This is a genomic window from Saccharopolyspora oryzae (genome assembly GCF_027853915.1).
GTDB classification, from domain to species: domain Bacteria; phylum Actinomycetota; class Actinomycetes; order Mycobacteriales; family Pseudonocardiaceae; genus Saccharopolyspora; species Saccharopolyspora oryzae.
Window position 1 is genome coordinate 18,641 of sequence record NZ_JAQGLA010000072.1, and the last position, 24,150, is coordinate 42,790.

16 protein-coding genes are annotated in these 24,150 nt (G+C 70.4%); 11 read left to right on the forward strand and 5 right to left on the reverse strand.

What is annotated here, in order from left to right:
- Window positions 1-4 precede the first annotated feature (4 nt).
- Window positions 5-1,648 (reverse strand): acyl-CoA carboxylase subunit beta, encoded by a 1,644-nt coding sequence (locus OU415_RS29735; RefSeq protein WP_408641933.1) that lies wholly within the window; start codon window positions 1,646-1,648, stop codon window positions 5-7.
- 144 nt (window positions 1,649-1,792) lie between these two features.
- Here OU415_RS29735 and OU415_RS29740 point away from each other — a divergent pair, with 144 nt between their 5' ends.
- Window positions 1,793-3,475: an AMP-binding protein gene (locus OU415_RS29740; protein ID WP_270952689.1), complete on the forward strand. Its 1,683-nt coding sequence runs from the start codon at window positions 1,793-1,795 to the stop codon at window positions 3,473-3,475.
- Between the two features lie 570 nt (window positions 3,476-4,045).
- Window positions 4,046-4,549: a TNT domain-containing protein gene (locus OU415_RS29745; protein WP_270952690.1), complete on the forward strand. Its 504-nt coding sequence runs from the start codon at window positions 4,046-4,048 to the stop codon at window positions 4,547-4,549.
- 171 nt (window positions 4,550-4,720) lie between these two features.
- Here the strand turns inward: OU415_RS29745 and OU415_RS29750 are convergent, their stop codons facing one another.
- Window positions 4,721-5,077 (reverse strand): hypothetical protein, encoded by a 357-nt coding sequence (locus tag OU415_RS29750; RefSeq protein WP_270952691.1) that lies wholly within the window; start codon window positions 5,075-5,077, stop codon window positions 4,721-4,723.
- A gap of 138 nt (window positions 5,078-5,215) precedes the next feature.
- Window positions 5,216-5,836, reverse strand: a complete 621-nt coding sequence (locus OU415_RS29755; RefSeq protein WP_270952692.1) for a TetR/AcrR family transcriptional regulator — start codon at window positions 5,834-5,836, stop codon at window positions 5,216-5,218.
- Window positions 5,837-5,938: 102 nt separating this feature from the next.
- On the opposite strand from OU415_RS29755, the gene OU415_RS29760 reads away from it, so the two are divergent.
- From OU415_RS29760 to OU415_RS29770, 3 genes are all read left to right on the forward strand, one after another.
- A complete protein-coding gene (locus tag OU415_RS29760) occupies window positions 5,939-7,147 on the forward strand; it encodes a CaiB/BaiF CoA transferase family protein (protein ID WP_270952693.1) in 1,209 nt (402 codons plus the stop codon).
- A 50-nt stretch (window positions 7,148-7,197) separates the two neighbouring features.
- Complete coding sequence (locus OU415_RS29765; protein WP_270952694.1) at window positions 7,198-8,535, forward strand: SLC13 family permease; 1,338 nt, start codon at window positions 7,198-7,200, stop codon at window positions 8,533-8,535.
- A 255-nt stretch (window positions 8,536-8,790) separates the two neighbouring features.
- A complete protein-coding gene (locus OU415_RS29770; protein ID WP_270952695.1) occupies window positions 8,791-11,829 on the forward strand; it encodes an MMPL/RND family transporter in 3,039 nt (1,012 codons plus the stop codon).
- Window positions 11,830-11,935: 106 nt separating this feature from the next.
- Here OU415_RS29770 and OU415_RS29775 read toward each other — a convergent pair whose 3' ends face one another.
- Entirely contained in the window at window positions 11,936-12,526 is a 591-nt protein-coding gene (locus tag OU415_RS29775; RefSeq protein WP_270952696.1) for a TetR/AcrR family transcriptional regulator, read from the reverse strand.
- A gap of 293 nt (window positions 12,527-12,819) precedes the next feature.
- Window positions 12,820-13,452 (reverse strand): response regulator transcription factor, encoded by a 633-nt coding sequence (locus tag OU415_RS29780; protein WP_270952697.1) that lies wholly within the window; start codon window positions 13,450-13,452, stop codon window positions 12,820-12,822.
- A gap of 669 nt (window positions 13,453-14,121) precedes the next feature.
- On the opposite strand from OU415_RS29780, the gene OU415_RS29785 reads away from it, so the two are divergent.
- The 6 genes from OU415_RS29785 to OU415_RS29810 all read left to right on the forward strand — a co-directional run.
- Window positions 14,122-15,417 carry an FAD-dependent oxidoreductase gene (locus tag OU415_RS29785; protein ID WP_270952699.1) on the forward strand — a complete coding sequence of 432 codons (1,296 nt, stop codon included), beginning with the start codon at window positions 14,122-14,124 and terminating at the stop codon, window positions 15,415-15,417.
- A 25-nt stretch (window positions 15,418-15,442) separates the two neighbouring features.
- Entirely contained in the window at window positions 15,443-15,727 is a 285-nt protein-coding gene (locus tag OU415_RS29790; protein ID WP_270952700.1) for an acyl carrier protein, read from the forward strand.
- Window positions 15,714-16,595, forward strand: coding sequence for a thioesterase domain-containing protein (locus tag OU415_RS29795; protein WP_270952702.1), 882 nt, complete (start codon window positions 15,714-15,716; stop codon window positions 16,593-16,595). Before OU415_RS29790 ends, OU415_RS29795 begins: the two co-directional genes overlap by 14 nt.
- A 56-nt stretch (window positions 16,596-16,651) precedes the next feature.
- Window positions 16,652-20,332 (forward strand): beta-ketoacyl synthase N-terminal-like domain-containing protein, encoded by a 3,681-nt coding sequence (locus OU415_RS29800; RefSeq protein WP_270952704.1) that lies wholly within the window; start codon window positions 16,652-16,654, stop codon window positions 20,330-20,332.
- Between the two features lie 20 nt (window positions 20,333-20,352).
- Window positions 20,353-21,786 carry an SDR family NAD(P)-dependent oxidoreductase gene (locus OU415_RS29805; RefSeq protein WP_270952705.1) on the forward strand — a complete coding sequence of 478 codons (1,434 nt, stop codon included), beginning with the start codon at window positions 20,353-20,355 and terminating at the stop codon, window positions 21,784-21,786.
- A 111-nt stretch (window positions 21,787-21,897) separates the two neighbouring features.
- Window positions 21,898-24,150 (forward strand): beta-ketoacyl synthase N-terminal-like domain-containing protein (locus tag OU415_RS29810; protein ID WP_270952706.1); only part of this gene is annotated, 2,253 nt, incomplete at its 3' end.

Genomic DNA, 24,150 nt, shown 5'->3' on the forward strand with positions numbered 1-24,150 from the left:
CACCTCACATCCGGAAGACGCCGAACCCGCGGCGACCCTCGACCGACTGGGAATGCGCTGCGGACAACGCGATGCCGAGCACCGTGCGGGTGTCCCGCGGATCGATCACACCGTCGTCGTAAACCCGCGCGGTGACGAACAGCGCGTGCGATTCGCGCTCGATCTGCTCCTCGATCTGCTTGCGCTGCCGCTCGTCGGCCTCGACGTCGAACTCCCGCCCGGCAGCCTCCGCACTCTGTCTGCCCACGATGGACAGAACACCTGCGAGCTGCTGCGCGCCCATCACCGCGAGCTTCGCGTTCGCCCAGGCGAACATGAACCGGGGATCGTAAGCGCGGCCGGACATCCCGTAGTTGCCCGCGCCGAACGACGCGCCGATGTTGATGGTGATGTGCGGGACCGAGCTGTTGGTCACCGCGTTGATCATCTTGGCGCCGTCCTTGATGATGCCGCCCTGCTCGTAGTCCTTGCCGACCATGTAGCCGGTGGTGTTCTGCAGGAAGATCAGCGGCGTGTTCGTCTGGTTGGCCAGCAGGATGAACTCGCTGGCCTTCTTCGCCTCCTCGGAGAACAGCACGCCGCGGGCGTTGGCCAGCACGCCCACCAGGTAGCCGTGGATCGACGCCCACCCGGTGACCAGGCTGGTGCCGTAGCGCGGTTTGTACTCGCCGAACCGGGATCCGTCCACGACGCGCGCGAGGACCTCGCGGGGGTCCACCGGCACCCGGAAGTCGGCCGAGGCGATGCCGAGCAGCTCCTCCGGGTCGAACAGCGGCGGGTCCGGCGGTCGGGTCGGGTCCGGGCCGAGCTTGCGCCAGTTCAGCTCGGAGACGATCTGCCTGCCGAGCCGGATGCAGTCCACCTCGTCGACCGCGAAGTGGTCGGCCAGGCCGGACACCGTGGAATGCATCTCGGCGCCGCCGAGCGCTTCGTCGTCGGCGTCCTCCCCGGTGGCCATCTTCACCAGCGGCGGTCCGCCGAGGAAGACCTTGGCCTGGCGGTCCACCAGCACCGCGTAATCGCACATCCCGGGCACGTAGGCGCCGCCCGCGGTGGAGTTGCCGAACACCAGCGCGACCGTCGGGATGCCCATGGCCGACAGCTCGGTGAGGTCGTGGAAGATCTTGCCGGCGTGCACGAACAGCTCGGACTGGGTCGGCAGGTCGGCGCCGCCCGACTCGACCAGGTTCAGCACCGGGAGCCGGTTGGTGCGCGCGATCTCCAAGGCGCGCAACGTCTTCCGCAGCGTGTAGGGGTTCATCGCGCCGCCGCGCACGGTCGGGTCGTGCGCGATGATCACGCATTCCACACCGGACACCACGCCGACGCCGGTGACGATGCTGGCGCCCACCGCGAACTCCGTGCCCCACGCGGCGAGCGCGGAGAGCTCCAGGAACGGCGCATCGCGGTCGAGCAGCAGCTCGATGCGCTCGCGCACCAGCAGCCGCCCGCGCCGGCGGTGCCGGTCGGCGTACTTCTGCCCGCCGCCGGCGCGCGCCAGATCCAGCTGCTCGCGCAACGCGGCCACCGCGGCCAGCTGCGCCTCGCGGTTCTGCCGGTAGTCCTCGGCGGTGACGTCCACGGCGGATCTCAACACGGGCACGATGCCGCCCCTCTCCTCGACAACGCGACTGAAGTTACTCCACATTCACTAACTTTGAAAAGGGTGAACCTGGAGGCGGCATTTCAGCTGGTCGCATGGCTGCATCTGTGACCCCCTTCACAAGTTGTGATCCGGAGTTTACGATCCCTAGTGAATATGAATTCACAATCCAGGATCGGAGCAGCGGTCATGGGCCTCGACGTCACCAGCCTGTCCGACCGGCGTGCGGTCAACCGCTGGGAGCGCGCCAGCGTCGGCGATGTTCTGGAACGCCTGACCTGGAGCTATCCCGACCAGGAGGCGGTGATCGGCTGGGCCGGCGCCTTCGCGCACCCCGAGCACGAGCGGCTCACCTACCTCGAGGCCGACCGCCTCGTCGCGCAGGTGGCGAACGGGTTGCTCGCACGCGGGCTGCAACGCGGCGATCGCGTGCTGATGTTCTGCGAGAACTCGGTGGAGGCCTACCTGACCAAGCTCGGCATCGCCCGGGCCGGACTGGTGTGCGTACCGGTCAACCCGACGCTCGCCCCGGACGTGGTCGGGCACCTCATCGACAAGACGCGGCCGGCGTTCGCCGTCGTCGACGCGGAGCTGTGGCCGCGCGCGGAGGAGCCGTTCGACGAGCACGGCCTCGCTCCCGGCATCACCATCCCGATCGGTGGAGGCGCGGTCGAGGGCAGCGCGACGTTCGCGGAGTTCGTCCGCGGAGTGCCCGACGGCGAGCCCGACGTGGAGATCCACGGCGACGACATCTGGCAGATCTTGTTCACGTCGGGCACGACTTCGCTGCCGAAGGGCGCGATGATCTCGCACCACTCGAGCTATTACGCCGCGTACAGCTTCGCGCTCACGCTCACCCGGGGCATCCGGCTGGAGTGCGACCTCAAGCTGGCCGCCTTCCTCCCGATCATCTACCACGTCGCCGACCAGATCTTCACATTCCCGGCGTTCCTCTCCGGCGGAGCGCTGGTGATCGGGCGCAAACCCGATCCGCGCGCCATCGCCGAAGCCGTCACGCGGGAGGCGATCACCGCGGTGTGGAGCGGCTCGCCGGCCATGGCGAACGCCCTCGCCGACGTGCTCGCCGACGACCGGCTCCGCTACGACCCGCGCAGCCTGAAGGTGCTGGTGTACGGGTGGGCGGCGCTGCCGCCGGGCACCCTCACCACGTTCAAGCGGCTGTGCGGCGACGACTTCGTCGCGGTGGAGATCTTCGGCCAGACCGAGGCGATCTCCTGCCACCGGTTCTGGCCGGACAAGTGGGGCGAGACCTACCGCAGGACCGCGCCCGAGCGGAACTACGTCGGCGTGCCCAACCCGACGCTGGCCTCAGCGGTGGTGGACGACACCGGCGCCGATCTGCGCGATCAGCCCGGGATCGCCGGGGAGGCCGTCTACCGCTCGCCGAGCATCACCGCCGGGTACTACGGCGACGAGGAAGCCACCGAGCACGCGTTCCGCGGCGGCTGGTTCCACTCCGGGGACAGCTGCACCTACGACGACCGCGGGCTGCGGGTGATGGTCGATCGCTACAAGGACATCGTGAAGTCCGGCGGTGAGAACGTGTCCAGCCTGCGGGTGGAAGCTGTGCTGCACCAGCATCCGGGCGTGTTCAAGGCAGCGGTGGTCGGCTTGCCCCACGAGCGGTGGGGCGAGGCGGTGACCGCGGTCGTCATCGCTGGAACCGAGCACCCGGTGAGCGAGGACGAGATCATCGCGTTCTGCCGCGAACGGCTGGCCGGCTTCGAGACGCCCAAGCGCGTCCTCTTCGTCGACGAGTTCCCGGAGACGGTCGGCGGCAAGGTGCTCAAGTACAAGCTGCGGCAGCACTACCGCGACGCCTACGCGCGGCGGGACGCTGCCGGCACTTGAGCCCCGCTGAAAACAGGCCGGGGCGCCCAACGGCGCGCCTTTGCGGGTGTCGAATCCCGGTAGCGACCCGACGGAGCCGTTGGCCCAGGGCGAACCCGCCAACGCTTCCCCCGTCTTTCGCGGAGTCGATCGCACGACCTTGCCCGGGAGCCGGTTGCGGTTCCTGTCCGGGTGAATGGGTGCCGAACTGATCCACTCGAGGGGGTGGGGCCGCCGGATTCCTACTCCACGGGACGACGAATCCTGCCGATGACCGGGTGGTGACATTCGGTGATCTGCGGACCGGAGGAAGATCGAATGCGAACGTCCCATCGTCTCGTGGTGGCACTGGCGGCATGGGTGATGCTGGTGGTCGGTGCCGGAGGTGCCACCGCACAGCCGTTGCCGATACCGGGGGTGGCTCCCGCCGTCGTCTCCCACTCGGACGGCACGCCGCCGGCACCTCCGCTGACGCCTGAACGAACGGCGCCACCTTCTGAGCATCCGGCGCCGCCTCCAGCGGGACCGCCGCCGGCGATCTGCCCGGCGAACGGGATCCCGGGCTCGCGAGTCGAGCTTCCGGACCGCCCGTTGCAGCGCTACTACTTGGACGATCCTCGGCTCGGCCCGGAGTTCCTGCCCCGGACCGGCGCTGTCGGCGAACTGCTCCGCGACTACAACCGGCTGGACTCGTTCTCGGCGACGGCGTTCATCGCCTGCTTCTGGGACCCGTCCGCCAACATGAACGCGGGCGGGTGGCGCTTCCCGCCCAACGACGGTTTCGCCGACGGGCGCACGACGTTCGAGATGGTTCCCGGGCAGGTCATCGACCGGTTCGGCAGCAACAACGGGCGGTTCTTCGCGCCGTTCGGCGTACCTTTCGGGCAGCGGGCACTCGCACCCAGCAGCCTCGACACCCTCGAGCCGCGGTACCCGTTCGACTACCACGTCTTCAAGGTGTTGAAGCCGTTCACCGTCGAGGCCGGAACCGCGTCACCGTGGTTCGGACAACCGGGCGGCGGCCTTCAGTACCGCTCGCCGAGCATGAACGCGAGCCAGCTCATCGCGGGCAACTTCCTGCAGCCCCTCAACTGATTCGGCAGCTCCGAGAATTGGTCGACCGAACAGCTCGTTGTCCCTCCCCGCTGATCTCCGCGGGGAGGGACAATTTTCGGGCTGCCACGGCCGGTCCCGAGTCGCCGACCTTCACCCCCGTGCCGTGACGACCGACCCGGCCGTCGCCGATGCCGAGCAACGGGACCCCGCTCATCCGCGCTCGTGGCGGCGGGCCTGGTCGTACTGGTCACGGGCCTCCCGCTGGATCTCTTCCCGGCGTGCCATCAAATCCTCGATGATCTGGGCCGAGTCCGGCGGTGGCGCGGGCGCTCGCTGCGCGAGGCGACCGTAGAGGTACCGGCAAGCTTCGTCCTCGGAGGCGAACCGCGCAGCCGTTTCCTCGGCACCTCGTTCCCAGAGGGAGACCAAGTAGGCGCCGGACTCCTCGCGCAAGACGTAGTAGGCGTCCGCACGCGGCCCTCCGGACGCGGGGCCACCCGGGATCAAGTACTCGCCGTCGGGCACACCAGCGGCGCGCAGCGCTTCGACGAGTTCGATCCGGTCCATCCCGCCCTCCAGGCGCAGCAGAACACGTGGTGGTCGTGCGGGTACCGCGTATCGAGAATACCGAGATCGCTCGGTCACGGGTCAGCGGGCATTCCCGGTCTTCGCCGATCGGTGTCCGTTGTGGATGGTGCTGGTCCGTCAGGGTTGGTCGGGCGTGGTCGGGGCTGCGAGGCCGGTGACGAGCTGCTCGTACACCGCGCCGGCTCGTGCGTCGAGCTCGTCGAGTTCCACTCCGAGCTCGCGGGCGATCGCCTCGCGGAAGATGCAGTAGCCCATGTAGGTGGCCGCGGTCATCGCGTGCAGGACGTCGGCGTCGGCATCGGGTGGGAGCGCGCCGGTCTCCCGGTCGCGGTCGAGCGCCTCGCGGGTGCGTTCCAGCTCGGGGAACAGCACCAGCTGGTCGTCGCGCTCCAGCGCCAGGAGCGCTTCCAGCTTGGGCACGTCGGGCTGCCGGAGCGCGGCGTCCCACATCGCCGTGCGTCGCCGGGTGAACGGCTGCTCCCAATGGGTTTCGCGGTCGAGCGCCGACTCCCGGAGCAGGCGGGTGATCGCCGCGCGCAGCAACGCGTGCCGGGATCCGAAGTACTGGTAGATCTGCCCGTGGTTGACGCCTGCTTCCGAGGCGACGTCCCGCAGCGTCACGCCTTCGAGGAGCCCGTCGCGCCGCATGATCCGCAGCGCCGCGTCGAGCAGGTCCGACTCGGTCTCCTCTCGCGAGCGCCGTCGTCGGCGGGGTTTCGCGGCGACCTCGTCGGTCATCCCGCACCTCCTGGTCCATTGACTGCCGTGCAGCTCGCCCCTACTCTACCGTTTCGTTAATAACGGTTCGTTAATAACGATGCGTTCACAAGGAGGTGGGCGATGCCGGGAGACCGCTCGCCGCTCGAGGGCATTCGCGTGCTGGACCTCGCCACCGTTCTCGCCGCGCCGGTCACCGCGACGATGCTGGGCGACTTCGGGGCCGAGGTGGTGAAGGTCGAGGAGCCGGGCCGCGGCGACTTCACCCGCGACGGGCCGGGTTCGTCGACCCCGGGGCGCCGTTCGCTGCAGTGGATCCAGGAGGGGCGCAACAAGAAGTCCGTGACGGTCGACCTGCGGACCGCGCGCGGCCAGGAGCTGGTGCGCGAGCTGGTGCCCCACTTCGACGTGGTCGTCATGAACTTCCGCCCGCCCACGCTGGAGGAGTGGGGCCTGACGCCGGAGCGGCTCCAGGAGATCAACCCGCGGGCGGTGCTGGTCCTGGTCACCGGTTACGGCATGTCGGGCCCCCACCGCGACCGGGGCGCCTTCGACCGCATCGCCAGCGCGTTCTCCGGCCTCACCTACGTCAGCGGCGAACCCGACGGGCAGCCGACCCGCACCGGGTACGCCGTGATCGACTACATGGCCGCCTACCTCGCGGCGTTCGCGACCGTCACCGCGCTCTACGACCGGGACCGCAACGGCGGCACCGGCCAGATCGTGGACCTCGGCCTCTACGAGGCGGGGTTCCGCGCCTCCGAGAACGCGCTCCTGAGCTACGCCGCGCTCGGCAAGGTCCGGGAGCGGCAGGGCAACCGCAACCTCCAGATCGTCCCGGCCAGCGACTTCGACACCGCCGACGGGCGGCGGATCTCGGTGCACGCCGGCACCGACGCGCTGTTCGGCAAGCTGGCGGCGGTCATGGGCGTGGCGGAGCTCGCGGCCGATCCCCGGTACGCGACCCGCGAGAGCCGCGTGGAGAACCAGGACGAGCTGTACCCCGTGATCGCGGCGTGGGTGGGGCGGCTTTCGGCGGACGAGGCCGTTCGGGTTCTCAACGACGCCGGCGTGCCGGCCGCGCCGATCATGAGCATCGCCGACATCGCCGCGGACCCGCACTACCGGGAACGCGGAACGATCACCAGCCTCGTCGACGACGACTGGGGCGAGCTGCCGATGGTCGCTCCCCTGCCGCGGCTCAGCGGAACACCCGGGCGGATCCGATCGCTGGGGCCGCGCCTGGGGGAGCACACCGACTCGACGCTGACCGACCTGCTCGGTCTCGACCAGCACGCCGTGGACGCCCTTCGGGCCGACGGCGTCATCTGACCGATCCGCGCGCCGTTTCCCCGCAGCGACGCTGAAGGACAGGACACCCAATGGCTCCCTCGCTCCTCTCGATCGCGGTGCTCGCCCTGCTGTTCCTCGGTGCTTTCGTGCCGCGCTTCAGCCTCGCGCTCGCCGCCCTGCCCGCAGCCCTCCTGGTCGCCGGCCTCGCCGGCGTCGGCGTCGACGAACTGTTCGGCTTCTTCCCGGTCGACTTCGTCGTGCTGGTCGTCGGGATCACCGCGCTGTTCGCCGTGGTTCAGCTGTCCGGGACCACGGACTGGCTCCTGTCCCGCGCGCTGCGGCCGATCGGGAACCGGGTCGCGTTGATCCCGCTGCTGCTGTTCGCCGTCGGGGCGCTGCTCACCGCGATCGGAACGCTGCCCGCGGCGGTCATCGCGATCATGGCCCCGATCGCGCTCGGCATCGCGGCCAAGCGCGGGCTGCCGCCGCTGCTGCTCTGCCTGACCATGCTCAACGGCATCATGTGCGGGTTGTTCTCCCCGATCGCGGTGTTCGGCGCGAGCACCCCGCGGCTCATGTCCAAAGCGGGCATCGAGGTGCCCGCCCACACGTCGCTCGCGCTCTTCCTCGCCGTGCTCGGCACCGGTCTCGTGCTGTGCCTCGCCGCGATGCTCGTGGGGCGGCGTTCGATCCGGGCCGCCCGCGACGGTGCTGGCAGCCCGACCGCACCCCCGGACCGAGCCTCGGCGGAAATCGTTGGTACGACTGGCACTGCTGTCGCGAGCACGGCTGTCCGGGAGCGCGTCTCCGATGCGGTGGGGCAGCAGTCCGCGCCGGGGCGGCTCGCCGTGTGGGGCTCGATCGCCGCGCTGGTCGTGCTCGTCGTCGGCGGAGCGGTGTTCAAGGTCAACCTCGGCCTGCTCGGGCTGACCCTCGCTGTCGTGCTCCAGCTCGTGCTGCGCATCGAGCCGTCGGCGATCATCCGCCGCCTGCCCTGGGAGATCATCCTCCTGATCGCCGGAGTGCTCACCTACGTCGGGCTCATGGAGCACCTGGGTGCTTTCGAGCAGATCACCGCAGCGCTGAGCAGCGCCACCGGTTCGCCGCTGCTGTCGCTGCTCGCCGTGTGCCTCGTCGTCGGTCTGACCTCGTTCTTCGCCTCCTCGATCGCCGTCCTCGCCACGGCGGTGCCGCTGGTGGCCCCGCTCGTAGCGGCGGGTCTGCCGCCGGTGGGCGCGATCATCGCCGTCGCGCTCTCCGCGGTGCTCGTCGACGTCAACCCCCTCGGCATCACCGGCGGGCTGCTGCTCGGGTCCGCCGCCCCGGAAGACCGGGCACGGCTCTTCCGGCAGCTGATGGTCTACGGGCTGTGCGCGATCGTCCTCGGGCCGGTCCTGGCCTGGTTCGTCTTCGGGTGGGTGCTGTGACCGGTGACCGTCCGATGAGGACGGTTGCGGGCCCGTTCCCTTGATCTGCCGCGGTGTCCGCGAGCGGGGGCTCTTCCGGGTTCTGGGTCGACCATCTTGACAGCTTGATCAAAACGGGGTTATATAACTCCGTTACCGTGGCGCGGCCGTCGACGTCTTGGCGTCGGATCCGTGTCGACCACCGTGCCCGTTGCCGGGGATCGCAGGGTGAGCATGATGGGTTCGATCCAGGACGGTAGGGGAGTCTTAGCCAGGTTGAGTTCCGCCGTCGTGCGCCGCCGCGGCATCGTGGTGGTCGTCTGGATCGCTCTCGCCGCAGCGCTGAACGTCTTCGTCCCGCAGCTGGAGCGGGTGATCGGGCAGAGCCAGGTCTCGTTCGTGCCGGACTCGGCGCCGTCGGTGCGGGCACTGCCCACGATGGACGAGCGGTTCGGCGGCAGCGGTGCGAACAGCATGGTGTTCGTGGTGCTCGCCGACGAACGCGGGTTGACCGAGGAAGACCGGCAGCACTACCGCGATCTGGTCGGGCAGCTGAAGGCCGACGACGCCCGGATCGCCTCGGTGCAGGACACCATCGCGCAACCGGAACTGGCGGAGGCGCTGGAAAGCCGCGACGGCAAGGCGGTGTACATCCCCGTCGGCCTGCGCGGCGAGAACGGCTCACCGGAGACCACGGCGCAGATCGAGTTCATCCGCGAGATCGGCCAGCACGGGCGGCCGGCGGATCTGTCCGTGCACGTCACCGGCCCGATCGCCACGGTCGCGGACATGCAGGCCGAGATCGAGCGGAGCATGGTCGTCATCACCGCCGTCACCGTGGTGCTGATCCTGCTCATCCTGCTGGTGATCTACCGGTCGCTGTTCACCTCCCTGATCGTGCTGTCCGCGATCGGCCTGTCGTTGGCCACCGCGCGCGCGACCACGGCGTTGTGCGGCTTGGTCTTCTTCGACATCTCCACGTTCACCGCATCGCTGCTCACGGCCGTCGTCCTCGGTGCGGGCACGGACTACGGCGTGTTCCTGGTCAGCCGGTTCCACGAGCAGGTGCGAGCCGGCGTCGACCCGGAGCAGGCCGTCGCGGAGGCCACCCGGCGGGTGGCGGGCGTGATCACGGCGTCCGCGGTGACGGTGATGGCCGCGTGCGCGGGCATGGCCTTCGCCGATGTCAGCATCTTCAGCACCACCGGCCCGGCCATCGCCGTGAGCTTGGCGGTGACGCTGGTGGCGGGGCTGACGCTGATCCCGGCGATGCTGGCGATCGCGGCGACCCGCGGTTTCGCGCTGCCGCGCCGCAGCAGCGGGAATCGCCGGTGGCGCGTGACGAGCATCCGAACTGTGCGTCGACCGGGGCTGGTCATGCTGGTCGGCCTGGTCGTGCTCGGGCTGCTCGCCGCGTTCTACCCCGGCGCGCAGCTGAGCTACGACGAGCGGAAGGTGCAGCCTGCCGCCACCGACAGCAATCTCGGGTACGACGCGCTCGGCAGGCATTTCCCGGCCACCGAGGTGCTGCCGGAATACCTGCTGATCAACGCCGATCACGACATGCGCAACCCGCGGGACCTCGCGGTGCTCGAGATGGCCGCCGCGAACGCGGCCAAGGTGGACGGGGTCCAGATGGTGCGCGGCGTGACGCGGCCGACCGGCACGCCGATCACCGAAGCTTCGCTGGGGCAGCAGGCGGGGCAGGTCGGCGACCGGCTCGGCGAGGCCACGGGCCGGCTCGCCGAGGGCAACGCGCAGACCGGACGCCTGGTCGACGGCAGCGAGCAGATCGCCACCGGAACCGGGCGGTTGGCCGACGGGGCCGGTCAGCTCGCGATCGGCAGCGGCAAGCTCGCCGACGGGGCCCGCTCCGCGATCGACGGGGCGCAGCAGCTGCTGGACGGGTTGAACGCGACCGGTGGAGGACTGGGGTCGGTGGCCGACGGGGCGGACCGCGCCCACGACGGTTCTGCCCGGCTCGCCGAGGGCGCGGATCAGCTGGCCACCGGCCTGGAACTGGCCAGCCAGCAAACGGAGTTGGCGGTCAACGGCTTGGAGCTGGCCTACAACGCGTTGCGGGCCGATCAGCTGTGCACCCTCGACCCGGTGTGCGCGCAGGCTCGCAGCGGTATCGGCGAGATCTACGTCGCGGAGCGGGACCAGCTGCTCCCCGGCCTGCGGAAGGCGGCCGAGGCCGCGCGGCAGCTGGCTTCCGGCAGCGGGGAGCTGTCCTCCGGGATCGGCGAGCTGCAGACCGGTATCGCCTCGGTGCGAGATGGGATCGAGCGGCTCGCCGAGGGCGAGCGGACGTTGCGGGACCGGCTCGGCGAGCTGTCCGGCGGCGCGGACCAGGTCGCGGGCGGGGCCGAGGAGCTCTCCGGCCACGCGAACGCCGCGGCCGACGGTGCGAACCAGCTGCACGACGGGACCACGACGATGACGCAGTCCGTCCAGGAGCTGGAGCGCGGGCTGGGCCAGGCCGCGGACTTCCTGCGGACCGCGGGGCAGGAGGCGGGGGATCCGGACGTCGGCGGGTTCTACCTGCCGCCGAACGCCTGGCAGGATCCGCGAATGGCCCTGGCCAGCGGGATGTTCCTGGCCGAGGACGGGAAGACGGCGCGGCTGGTGGTGCTGCACGACTCCGACCCGCTGGGGCAGGCCGCGATGGATCGCACCGACGAGGTGGTGCGGACGGTGCAGCGGGCGTTGCAGGGCACCTCGCTGGACGGGAGCACCGTCGAGAACACCGGCGCGGCTTCGGTGAACCAGGACTTGGCGCGAATGTCCAATGCGGACTTCGCGCAGTTCGCGCTGATCGCCCTGCTGGCCGTGTTCGCGGTTCTCGCGCTGTTGCTGCGCAGCGTCGTGGCGCCGCTGTACTTGCTGGCGTCGGTGATCCTGTCCTACTCCGCGGCGATGGGGCTGTCGGTGCTCTTCTGGCAGCACCTGCTGGGCGTCGACCTGGACTGGAGCGTGCAGGCGATCACCTTCGTCATCCTGGTGGCGGTGGGGGCGGACTACAACATGCTGCTGATGTCGCGGATCCGGGAGGAGGCCGTCGACGGCAGCCGCATGGGCATCGCGCGGGCGATGACCGCCACCGGAGGCGTGATCACCACCGCCGGGATCATCTTCGCCGTCAGCATGTTCGCGCTCATCTCGGGCAGCGTGGACACCCTCGCCCAGATCGGGTTCACCATCGGGGTCGGACTGCTGCTGGACACCTTCGTGGTCCGCACCCTGGTGGTCCCGGCCGCAGCCACCCTGCTCGGCCGCTGGAACTGGTGGCCGTCGCGACTGCCGAGGACTTAGTGCCTGTCTGACGCACTCGTTTTGCGCGGCGGCGCATCAAGGGCAAAACGAGAATCGAAGACAGACTTTCCGTGCGTGCGAAGGGGTTTCGCGGTGCCAGACTCGTTCAGCGGCTCCAGCCGATGACGACGCTGCGGAGCGCATCTTCGTAGCTCGCGGCGATGTCGAGGCCGGGCGGGATCGCCCCGGAGAGCTCCAGCGACACCAGGCCGTGCGCCATCGCCCAGCAGGACAAGGCGATGTGCTCGGTGGGCGCGGGTGCGAACTGGCCGCTGGCCTGCGCCCGGCGGACGGCCTCGACCAGCGGCTCGAAGGTCTCCGCGCCCGCGTCCTTCTGCTCGGCCGAGAGGTCGAGCTCGACGAACCGGTCGCTGAACATGACGGCGTACAGGTGCGGATTGGCCAGCGCGTGCTCGCGGTAGGCCAGTCCGAGCTTGACCACGTCGGCCGCGGGATCGTCGGTGGTGTCCACCAGGGCCAGCCGGGCGGCGAACTGCTTGGCGGCGTCCCGGTAGACGCTGTCGAGGAGGCCGGCCTTGTTGCCGAACAGCGAGTAGATCGCCGTGGTGGAGGTGCCCGCGTCCGTCGCCAGCCGCCGCAGGCTCAGCGCCTTCACACCGCTCTCGAACACCACCGTGGCGGCCAGTTCGATCAGCGTGCGGCGGAGTGCTTCGTCATGAGTTTTGGGGCGGACCACGCCCGCAGTGTATCGCAGGTGGTTGGCGTTACGGGGTTTTCGACGTGCACCCAGAACCGGGTGCGCGCATCGTCCCACCGTCGACGCTCCACTGTGGATGTTCCTGGCGGCGGCGCTGGAGCGCAGTGGACGAGCTCTTGACAAGGCGTGCCGTAACGGTGTTTTATAACAGTGTTCTGGTTGTGCTGGTGGTCGCGACGAGGAGGGATGCCCATCGGGAAGTCGTTGTGCTTCAACTTTTCCCGGCGCGGCGGGCGCTTTTGGCGAGCTGACCGGCGGTGGGCGCCGGCGGGTCAATCGCCGTTGCTGGTGATCGCTTGCGCGTTGATCAGCTTGTCGGTCAGCGCCCGGTGGATCGCTTCCGTGCGGGAGCGGACGTTCAGCTTGGCGTAGATGTTGGCCAGGTGCCGCTTGACGGTTCCCTCGGTGAGGCCGAGCTGGGAGCTGATCTGCCGGTTGCTGAGTCCTTTTGCGACGTGCAGCAGCACTTCCTGCTGGCGCGGCGAGAGGACCGAGTCGTGATCGGCGATGCTGAGCTGGTTGACCATGGTCTGCGGCATGAAGGTCACCATGCTGTCGCCCATGGTCGCGGCCGAGCAGATCGAGGAGATCAGGTCGGTGCCGGTGGCGCTCGTGTCCAGCAGCGCGAACACCCCGCTGGCGAGCAGGGCGTGCTGCCCCCGGGTGTCCTCGGTCGGGGACACCAGCACGACGACCCGAACGCGGTTGGCGTCGACGGTCATGTTGACCAGCTGGGAGATGTCGCCGGAGTCGACCCCATAGCACGAGACGACGACGTCGGGGCGGAGCTGCTTCGTCAGCTCGATCGCCGACTCCCCGCCGTTCGCGCGGCCCACCACCACGATGCTCTGGTGGGCGCCGAGCATCAGGGTGAGCGCGTCTCGGATTACGCCCAGGCTGCTCACCACGACGACGCGTATCGGGGAACTCGGCGACGGGGGGAGTGGTGCAATAACGTTCGGATTGCGATCCAGTGGATAAACGGGCGCAAGAGCCGCGGTTCGCTTCGCGTTGACCGCGCTCCGGTCTAAGTGGCCTGCGTCGTGGTCTAAGCACTCGGTGTTTTCGTTCAACAAAGTGAAACTCCCGTGCGGTGTCCCCCATGTGCCCCTGATCGATCACCACCATAGACCCCGAAGGTGCGGCATGTGACGGATTCTTGCGGCCGCGCGCGGTTTCCCGAGCATTCGTCCCGGCCGCGGCGTGGATTAGCGCCATGTTATCCACCAATTCCCGTGATTGTCCCGATCGCGTGCGTGCTCCGAATGCGCACCTCTCCCGCGGGTGGTTGTGCCGAACGGTCCACGGGACTGCCGCCGCCTGGGGGATCTGCGGTTGTGCGCCGGGAAGTCCGCGGTGGTCCCGGTCGCCGAAAATGCGGTGGACGGGTCGTCGGCGGCGTGCGCCGATTGTCTGGATCCGTCTTGTCGATACATCTTTCGATGTGTTCTGCCGTGCATCGATGGTGAAATTGTTGCTCCTGCGCAGCTGGATAAACTGGCGAACCTGGGGATGCTCGCAGATGGCCACCAACGATTCGGAGCGTGTTTGGTGTGAAGCATCGAGTTGCGGTTGTGGGAGCTGGAGCCGCTGGTCTGTCGGCCGCTTACAACGTTCGCAGTAAGGCGCCGGTGACGCTATTCGAGTCGAGTGCCGAAGCGGGCGGACACGCGCTGACCGTCACCGTTGACGACAACGGCGCGGAACGCGGTCTGGATATGGCGTTCATCGTTTACAACGAATTTTCGTACCCGCGTTTCTCCAAGTTCCTGGTGGAGTTGGGAGTCGCGACCACGGGTCATCTCGGTCGATTCAGCTTCGCCGATCACGACAGCGGGTTCGCCTACGTTTCGGACGACCTCGAATTGCCCGAGGAACAGGTCCGCGAGCGCTACCCGGAGGACTTCGTCCAGCTCTGGAAGGAGGCCGACCGGTTCCGGCGCACGGCGCCGCGGGACTTCATGCGGCTCCGCGAGGACATCTCGCTGGGAGAGTACCTGGAGACGAGCGGGTACTCCGACGCGTTCCGGTACGGCTTCGTCGTGCTGCTGTCGTCGATGGTCTGGTCGGTGTCGCCGGACGAGATCTGGGGCATGCCCGCGAACACCATCATCACCTTCTTCCTCGGCCACGGGTTCGAGTGGCAGGGGCGGCGGACCGCGGAATGGCGTTGCGTGGAGGGCGGCAGCGCCAACTACGTCCGCCGGGCCCTGGACGTGATGACATCGGACAACGTGGACTACCGGCCGAGCACGCCGGTGCTCGGCGTCGAGCAGCGGGCCGACGGGGTCGTCGTGCGCACCGCGGCCGGGGCCGAGGAGTTCGACTACGTCGTGCTCGCCACGCACGCCGACGATTCGATGGCGCTGCTGGAGAACCCGACGCAGGAGCAGCGGGCGCTCGAGTCGATCAAGTACTCGCCGACGCACGCGGTGCTGCACACCGACCCGGTGGTCATGCCCGAAGACCGCGGCAAGTGGCGCAGCTGGAACTGCAAGCGGCGAGTGCGCGACGCGGACAGCGGTGCGCTCGACACCTGGGCTTCCTACTACCTGAACCAGGTGCAGAACTTCACCAGCGAGAACGACTACTTCGTCAGTGTCGACTGCCCGCTGGAGCTGCCGGCCGAGAAGGTGATCACCGAGGTCGACTTCCGCCACCCGATCTTCACCATGGAGGCGAAGCGGAGCCTGGCCCGGGTCCCGAAGATCCAGGAGAACTCGCGGATCAAGTTCGCCGGCTCCTACCTGGCCGCCCGCGGCGTCGGTCCGGACGCGGTCGGCGGCCACGAATCGGCGTTCGACTCCGGTTACGAGGCCGCGAAGTCGATCCACCGCAACATGTCCGCCGGAAGCAGCGAGCCGCGGTAACCGCGCCCCGACCGAGGAGTTGAAGTTGTCCGAGACGACGAATGCGTCCGCAGGGTTGACCGTCGAGTCGGTGCAGGAGTGGATCGTCGCGCAGGTCGCGGCGCGCCTGGAGACCACCCCGGACCAGGTCGACGTGCACAAGTACTTCGACGAGTTCGGGGTGGACTCCGCCGATGCCCTGGTGCTCGCCGGGGAGCTGGAGAAGTGGCTGGGCTTCGAGCTGGAGACGACCGCGATGTGGTACCACCCCACGATCGCCGAGCTGGCCGCGCACATCGTCGAGAGGAGCTCGCTCGATGGCGCACCGTAATGCGAGCATCGAGCTGATCAGCGCGTCGGCGGGCGCGGGAGGCGGGCCGCGGATCGTGGTCGTGTACCCCGGTCTCGCGCCGGCCGCCGCGCACGAAGAACTCGTCGCCGCCATGCCTTCTGCGGTCTCGACGTGCGTGGTCGACCTGGACGCGGTCGAGGAGTACGCCAGGCCGGCGTTCACCGGCGAACCGCCGAAGGTGCGCATCCCGGAGATCGCGGCGCACGTCGCCGCCGGGCTCCGCGAGCGCGACCTGGTCGGCGGCGACTGGTTGCTGGTCGGCTGGTCGCTGGGCGGGATCATCGCGTACGCGCTGACCTCGGAGCTGGCCGACGAGGAACTGCCCGCGGGGCTCGTCGTCCTGGACACCCCCGCCCCGGTGGCGGAGTACTCGTGGCCGGACGACGAGGTGCCGCTCGACCTCGAACTGCTGTGGTTCACGACGTACCTGGCGGCGCGGCACGAGACCACCGCTCCGGCGTCCCGGGAGACCTTCGCCGGGCTCGACGCCGACGCCGGCCTGGAACTGGTCCTGGGCATCGAGACGGAGCGCGGGCCGCTGCTGCCGGGCGCCTCCCTCGCGGGTGCCCGGAAGCTGTTCGAGGGCTACCTGAACGTCGTCCGCCGCAACAACCGGATCGTTTCCTCGTACCAGCCGGCACCGCCGCGCGTGCCGTTCACCCTGATCCGCCCGGAGCACAGCCTGTTCGGCTCGGAACCGGCGGTGGGGTGGGACGAGATCGATCCCGGCGTCTCGGTGCGCACCTGCCGGGGCGACCACTACTCGATGCTGCGCGACCCGGTCGCGCTGGCGCACGTGGACGCCATCGCGCGGTACCGCTTGCGCCTGGCCGAATCCGACGCCTGAGCCGCCGCACCCCCGCGCGCACCAAGCCAGACCAGAATCCACACGGGAGGCCGAGGATGACAACGACCGACCGAGAAGCTGCGAACTCCCGGCCGACCGACATCGCGATCGTCGGGCTCGGATCCCTGTTCCCGGAAGCGGCCGACCTCCGCCAGTTCTGGGCGAACGTCGTCGAAGCCAGGGACTGCATCCGGGACGTGCCGGAGAGCCACTGGCGGATCGAGGACCACTACGACCCGGACCCCACCGCGCCGGACAAGACCTACGCCCGGCGCGGCGGGTTCGTGCCCACAGTGGACTTCGACCCGATGGAGTTCGGCCTGCCGCCGAACGTCCTCGAGGTCACCGACATCCTGCAGCTGCTCAGCCTCGTGGTGGCCAAGCAGACGTTGCAGGACGCCGACGTGCACGGATCGCCCTGGTACGACTCGTCCCGCACCGGGGTGATCCTCGGGGTGACCGGCGCCAACTCGCTCACCCAGCCGCTCGCGCTGCGGTTGCAGACGCCGCGGCTGAAGGAAGTGGTGCGGTCCTGCGGGCTCAGCGAGCGGGACGCGGACGAGATCGCGAAGAAGTTCGTGATGGCGTTGGCGCCGTGGCAGGAGAACTCGTTCCCCGGCATGCTCGGCAACGTGGTCGCCGGGCGCATCGCGAACCGGTTCGACCTGGGCGGCACCAACTGCACGGTGGACGCCGCCTGCGCCAGTTCGCTCGCCGCGCTGCACATGGCCATCGGTGAGCTCGCCACCGGCCGCGCCGACCTGATGATCACGGGCGGCTGCGACGCCGAGAACACCATCCTGATGTACATGTGCTTCTCGAAAACTCCGGCGTTCTCCCGGAACGGGGTGGTCCGCCCGTTCGACGAGTCCGCGGACGGCACGCTCATCGGCGAGGGCATCGGGATGCTCGCGCTGAAGCGGCTGGCCGATGCCGAGCGTGACGGCGACCGGATCTACGGCGTGCTGCGCGGGGTCGGCAGCTCCAGCGACGGCCGGTTCAAGAGCATTTACGCCCCGCGCGCGGAGGGCCAGGCCACGGCGCTGCGCCGGGCCTACGCGGAGGCCGAGTTCGGGCCGGAGCAGATCGGGCTGCTCGAATGCCACGCCACCGGCACCTCGGTCGGCGACCTGACCGAGCTCAAGGCGTTGGGGGAGGTGTTCGGCGAGGCCACCGACGAGCGGCAGTTCGCCGCGGTCGGATCGGTGAAGTCCCAGATCGGCCACACCAAGGGCGCCGCGGGCGCGGCCAGCCTGATCAAGGTGGCGTTGGCGCTGCACCACAAGGTGCTGCCCCCGACGATCAACGTGGACGCGCCGCGCGCCGCCGCCGAGCTGGAGTCCTCGCCGTTCTACGTCAACACGCAGACCAGGCCCTGGGTGGTGGATCCGGCCCGGCCGGTCCGGCGCGCGGCGGTGTCGGCCTTCGGGTTCGGGGGCACGAACTTCCACTGCGTGCTCGAGGAGCACCTCTCCGGCGACGACGAGCGCGAGGTGCTGCACCCGGTGGCGCAGGTGCACGCCTGGCACGCCGAGAACCCGGCGGAGTTGCTGGCGTTGCTCGACAGCGGTGCCGAGCCGGTGTCCGGGCCGATACCCGCTGAGAACTGCCGGCTGGCGGTGGTGGCGGCGTCACCTGAGGAATGCGCCGAACTGCGCGACGCCGCGGCCGAGCGGTTGCGCGGGGCTCCTGACTCGGATGACTTCGAGCTCCCCGGCGGGGCGTACTACCGGCGCGCAGCGCAGTTGCGGGACGGCAAGGTCGCCGCGATGTTCGCGGGCCAGGGCAGCCAGTACGTCGGGATGGGGGCTGCCACCGCCATGTCGACGCCTCCGGTGCGGGCCGCGTTCGACCGCGCCGCCGCCGCGCACGAGGGCCCGGTTCCCCTCGGCAGGGTCGTCTTCCCGCCGCCGGCGTTCGACGACGCTGAGCGTCCTGCGCGCGAGGAAGCGTTGCGGCGCACCGAGAATGCCCAGCTCGCCATCGGTGCTCTCGCGGCGGGGCAGTACCGGTACCTCGCGGACTCCGGCTTCGCCCCGGACGGCGTGCTCGGCCACAGCTTCGGCGAGCTCACCGCGCTCTGGGCCGCCGGCAGCCTCTCCGACGCGGAGTTCTACTCGCTGGCCGGTGCGCGGGGCCGGTCGATGGCCCGCCTGCCGGATCCCGACGCCGACCCCGGCGGCATGGCGGCGATCAGCGCGACGACGGCGCAGGTCGAGGAGCTGCTGGGCGATCGCGACGACGTCGTGGTGTGCAACGTCAACGCGCCGGACCAGGTGGTGGTCGGCGGGGCGACCGAGGCCGTTCGGGAGTTCGTCGCGGCGTGCCGGTCCGCGGGCGTGTCGGCGTCCCCGCTGCCGGTCGCGGCCGCGTTCCACACGAAGCACGTGGCGCACGCCCTGGAGGAGTTCGGTGCCGCCGCGGCCGAAGTGAGCGTGCTGCCACCGAAGATCCCGGTGTACGCGAACACCGCGGGCGCCGGATACCGCGACGACAGCAGCGAGAACCGGCGCGTCCTGGTGCAGCAGCTCGCCGAACCCGTGCAGTTCGGGCCGTCCGTCGAGCAGATGTACGCCGACGGGTTCCGGGTCTTCGTCGAGTTCGGGCCGAAGTCCGCGCTGTCCGGGCTCGTCCGGCGGACCTTGGCGGACCACCCGGACGTGATCGTGCTCGCCGCGGACCCCGGGCCGGGCCGGGACGGGGACCGCGCGCTCAAGCAGCTGGCCGCCAGGCTGACCGTGCTGGGGGTGCCGCTGACCGGATTGAACCGCTTTGCCGCCGAGCCCGCGCCGGAGGAGTCGGAGAAGAAGATGAGCATCCCGCTGAACGGAGTCAACTACGTGCCGGAAGAGCGCCGTCGCAACTACCAGGAGGCGCTGGAGAACGGCTACCGCGTCGACCACGCCGAACCCCCCGCCGCGCAGCCGAGCCCCCAGCCGCTGACCAACGGCAGCGGTTCGTCGAACGGGAACGGTGCGGCGCCCAGGTACGCCGCAGGCCCGATCGCCGCCGACCACCTCGACAGCCACCGCGTCTACCTGGACAGCCAGCTCGCCATCGCGCACCAGCTCAGCGGTCTGCTGGCGCGCGAGGCCGAGGGCTCGGTGCGGGACTCGGTTCTCGACGCGATCCGCGCCGTGACCCAGCACGGCGTGTCCATCGGGCAGAGCCACCAGCGGGCCAGCGAGGTGCTGGGTGAACTGGCGCGCTTGGAGGCGGGCTTGCCGTCCGCAGCGCCCACGTCGTGGATTCCGGCCGACCCGGCGCCCGCACCGGAACCGCTCCGGTGGACCGCGCACCTCGAGACGCCGCCTGCGGCCGACGGGAACGGTGCGGTGGCGTTGCTGGGCGGGCAGCCGGAACCCGCGGCGCCCGCCGAGATCGGTCGGCAACCGGAACCGGCCGGACCGCCGGCCGCACCGGAACCGGCCCCGGCTGCTCCGGCGCTGGATCGCGATGCCGTGCGCGACGCGGTGCTCGCGGTGGTCGCGGAGAAGACCGGCTACCCCAGCGACATGCTCGACCTCACCATGGACGTCGAGTCCGACCTGGGCATCGACTCGATCAAGCGGGTGGAGATCATGGGCGTGCTGGGCGAGCGGTTCCCGAACGTGCGGGAGCCCAGCCCGGAGATGCTGGGCGAGCTGCGCACCCTCGGCGACATCGTCGGATTCCTGGCCGGGGAGACCGCGTCGGGCGGCCCGGCCGAGGAGGTGGCCGCGGCCCCAAAAGCCTGATCCGGCAGCTGCCCGCGAGGTTGTCCCGGCTCTCGGAGCCCGAGCCGGCCGGGTCGCCGTACCGGGACCGCCCCACCGCGGTGATCGCTGGGAGCACCAGCGCCTTCGCTGACGCGCTCGCGTCCCGGCTGCGCGGTGCCGGGTGGGTCGTGCAGGACGGATCGGCTCCTCGCGGGGACCTCGACCTCGTCCTGTGGGTGGCCGACGAGGCAGCGCCGGACTGGGACTCGGCGGCCGGTGCGCTGCGCGACGCGCTCCTGCTGGCCGGTGATGTGCAACCGGGGCTGGAGCGCACCGCTGCGGACGCACGGGCGGCATTCGTCGCGGTGACCCGCCTGGACGGGATCCTCGGGTACTCCGGGGTGGACCTCGAGAGCGCGGTGACCGGCGGGCTGCCGGGGCTGGTCAAGACCTTGGCGGCGGAGGCTCCTGCGGTCTTCTGCCGCGCGATCGACCTGCACCCGGACCTCGCCGAGCAGCGGTGCGTCGAGCTGGTGCTGGCCGAGCTGTCCGATGTGGACAGCGGGCTGCACCAGGTCGGGTACGACGCCGAGGGTGTCCGCAGGACCGTCGTGCGCGGTTCGGAGCCCGGCGCGGACCCGGAACTTCCCGCATGCGCGCCGATCGCGCCGCCGGGACCCGACGACCTCCTGGTGGTCTCCGGTGGCGGGCGAGGCGTGACGGCCGAATGCGCGATCGGCTTGGCCCGCCGCTTCGGCACCGGTCTGCTGCTGCTCGGCCGCACCCCGCTCGACGCGGACGAACCGGCTTGGGCCAGCGGTGTCCCGGAATCCCAGCTGAAGGCGGCGATCGCGGCGCGGCTGCGGGAGGACGGCGGCAAACCGACGCCGCGCGATGTGCAGCCGGTGTACCAAAAGCTCGTGGCACAGCGCGAGATCCGCCGCACGCTGAGCGCCGTCCGGGAGGCGGGAGCGTTCGTCGAGTACCTGACCGTTGATGTCGCCGACTCCGATGCCGTCAGCGCGGCGCTCGCTGAGCACCGCGACCGGATCACCGGTGTCGTGCACGGTGCGGGCGCGCTCTCCGACCGGTTGCTCGTGGACAAGACCGCAGCGGACGTCGACGCTGTGTTCGCGCCGAAGCTGTCCGGGCTGCGTTCGTTGCTCCGCGCGGTGGACCAGGACCGGATCCGCCACGTGCTGCTGTTCTCCTCGGTGGCCGGGTTCTTCGGCAACCGCGGGCAGGCCGACTACGCGATGGCCAACGAGTCGTTGAACCGCTTGGCCTGCACGCTGTCCCGCGATCTTCCGGCGGCCAACGTGGCCTCGCTGAACTGGGGGCCGTGGGCCGGCGGCATGGTGACCCCGGAACTGGCGCGGATGTTCCGGGATCGGGGCCTGGAGCCGATCCCGGTCGACACCGGCGTCCAGATCGTCGTCGACCACTTCGCGGCCGACCATCCGGAGGCGGTGGTCTCGGTCGTCGCCAGCTAGCGGAGCCGTTCCAGCGCGCACATCCGTCCACATGGGACCGGACCGGGAGTCGCGGTCGAGACCGCGCGAACTCCCGGCCGGTCCAGCCGAGCCGAATGCGGAGCTACGTCCATGATCAACACTCCGATCGCGATCGTCGGCATGTCCTGCCTCGTCCCCGGGGCGGAGAGCCCCGACGAGCTGTGGACGTGCCTGCGCAACGAGGCCGATCACCGGTCCGACGGCGGCCCGGAGCACTTCGGGGACGGCGCGGCGGTCCCCGGCGGCTGGGGCGACCCGAGCCACCACATCACGTCCACGGTCGGCGGATTCGTCCGCGAGCCCGAGATCGACCTGACCGGTCTGGGCATCCCGGCCGAGGACCTCGCCGGGATGGATCGCGTCGTGCGCTGGCCGCTGCACACCGCGCGTCGTGCGCTGGCCGACGCCGGACTGGACGTCGCCGCGCTGCCCGCTCGCACCGGGTTCGTGCTCGGCAACTACTCGTTCCCCACCGAGCTGTCCACCCGGCTCGCGGTGCCGCTGGTGCGGCAGGCGGTGAACGACGGCCTGCGCGCTGCCGGGCTGGAAGTCCCACCGGCCCCCGCCGAACAAGACGTCCCCGCCGGCAACATCTGGCCGTCCGGCCTGCCCACCGGGGTGATCGGCGACGCGCTGGGGCTCCGGGGTCCGCGGCTCGCGCTGGACGCCGCCTGCGCGTCCGCGCTCTACGGGCTGGCGGTGGCGAGGGACCAGCTCGCCACCGGAAACGCCGACGTGATGCTCGCCGGTGCCGTGTGCGCGCCGGACTCGGTGACGCTGCACCTGGCGTTCTCGGACCTCCAGGCGCTCGCAACCGACGGCGAGGTCAGCCAGCCGTTCGACGAGCGCTCCGCCGGGATCGTCGTCGGGCAGGGCGCCGGGATGTTCGTGCTCAAGCGGCTTTCCGACGCGTTGCGGGACGGCGACCGGGTGCACGCCGTGATCGACGCCATCGGCCTCGGCAACGACGGCGCGGGAAAGCACCTGCTCGTGCCGAACAAGGCCGGGCACCTGGAGGCGTACCGGCAGGCCTACCGCGACGTCGATCCAGCCACCGTCGACTACGTCGAGTGCCACGCCACCGGGACTCCGCTCGGCGATGGCACGGAACTGGTCGGGCTGGCCGAGTTCTTCGCCGACCACGGCGGCCCGCCGCTGCTCGGCTCGATGAAGGGCAACGTCGGACACCTGCTCAGCGCGGCCGGACTGGCGAGCGTGGTGAAGGCCATCATGGCGATGCGGCACGGCATCATCCCGGCCACTCCGGGCGTGGGGCAGCCGTTGTCGCCGGAGGGCGGTGAACCGGCGGCCGAGCGCGTCGTGCGCGAAGAACGTGCCTGGCCGACCGACGGGCCGCGCCGGGTGGGCGTGTCCAGCTTCGGCTTCGGCGGGGCCAATGCGCACGTGGTGCTTTCCGAAGCGCCAGCGGAACAACCGCCGACCGCCGAGGTGCGGATCCCGCGGATGGCGGTGACCGGTGTCGGGGTCAAGGTGGGCGATGTCGACGACGTCGACGCGCTCGAACGCGTCGTCCGCTCGGGCGAGCCGGTCCTGCGATCGCTGCCGGAGGGCCGCTGGTACGCGGACCTGCAGCCAGCGCCGGTCGGTGGCTACCTGGAGCGCATCGAGGTCGATCCGCGGGCCTACCGGCTGCTGCCCGCCGAACTCGCCGGTTCGAACCCGCAACACCTGGCCCTGTTCCAAGCGATGGAGGCGGCACTGCTCGACGCCGGCCTCCCGGCGGTCCCGCCCGGCGCCCGGACGGAACCGCCGTCGCGGGTGGCGGTGGTCGTCGCGATGGAGATGGAGCCGCGGGCCCACCAGCACCGGGCCCGCTTCGACATCGGTGCGCACGTGCGCGCGGAATGCGATCGCGCCGGGGTCCGGCTCGGGGCCGATGCGCTGGACCAGCTGGTGGCGGCGGTCCGCGACGCGGTGCACGATCCGCTCGGCGCCAACGAGGTGCTGAGCTACATCGGCAACATCATGGCCAGCCGGATCTCGGCGTCCCGGAACTTCAGCGGCCCCTCCTTCACGATCTCCTCCGACGGCACGGCCGGTGCCGCCGCGCTCGAAGTGGCCGGTCTGCTGCTGCTGGACCCCAGCATCGAGAAGGTCGTGGTCGGCGGTGTCGACCTGGCCGGGGGGATGGAGAACACGCTGGCCCGGTCGCGGCTCGCGGCTGAGGACGGCGTCGAGCTCGCGCCGCTCGGCGACGGCGTCTGGCAGAACTCGCCCGCCAACGACGCGGCGATCATGAGCACCCAGCTGTTCCAGCAGGAGCTGGTCGGGCCGAAGCGCATGGTGCGCGAGACCTGGGGCGTGCCCGACGACGTCCCGGAC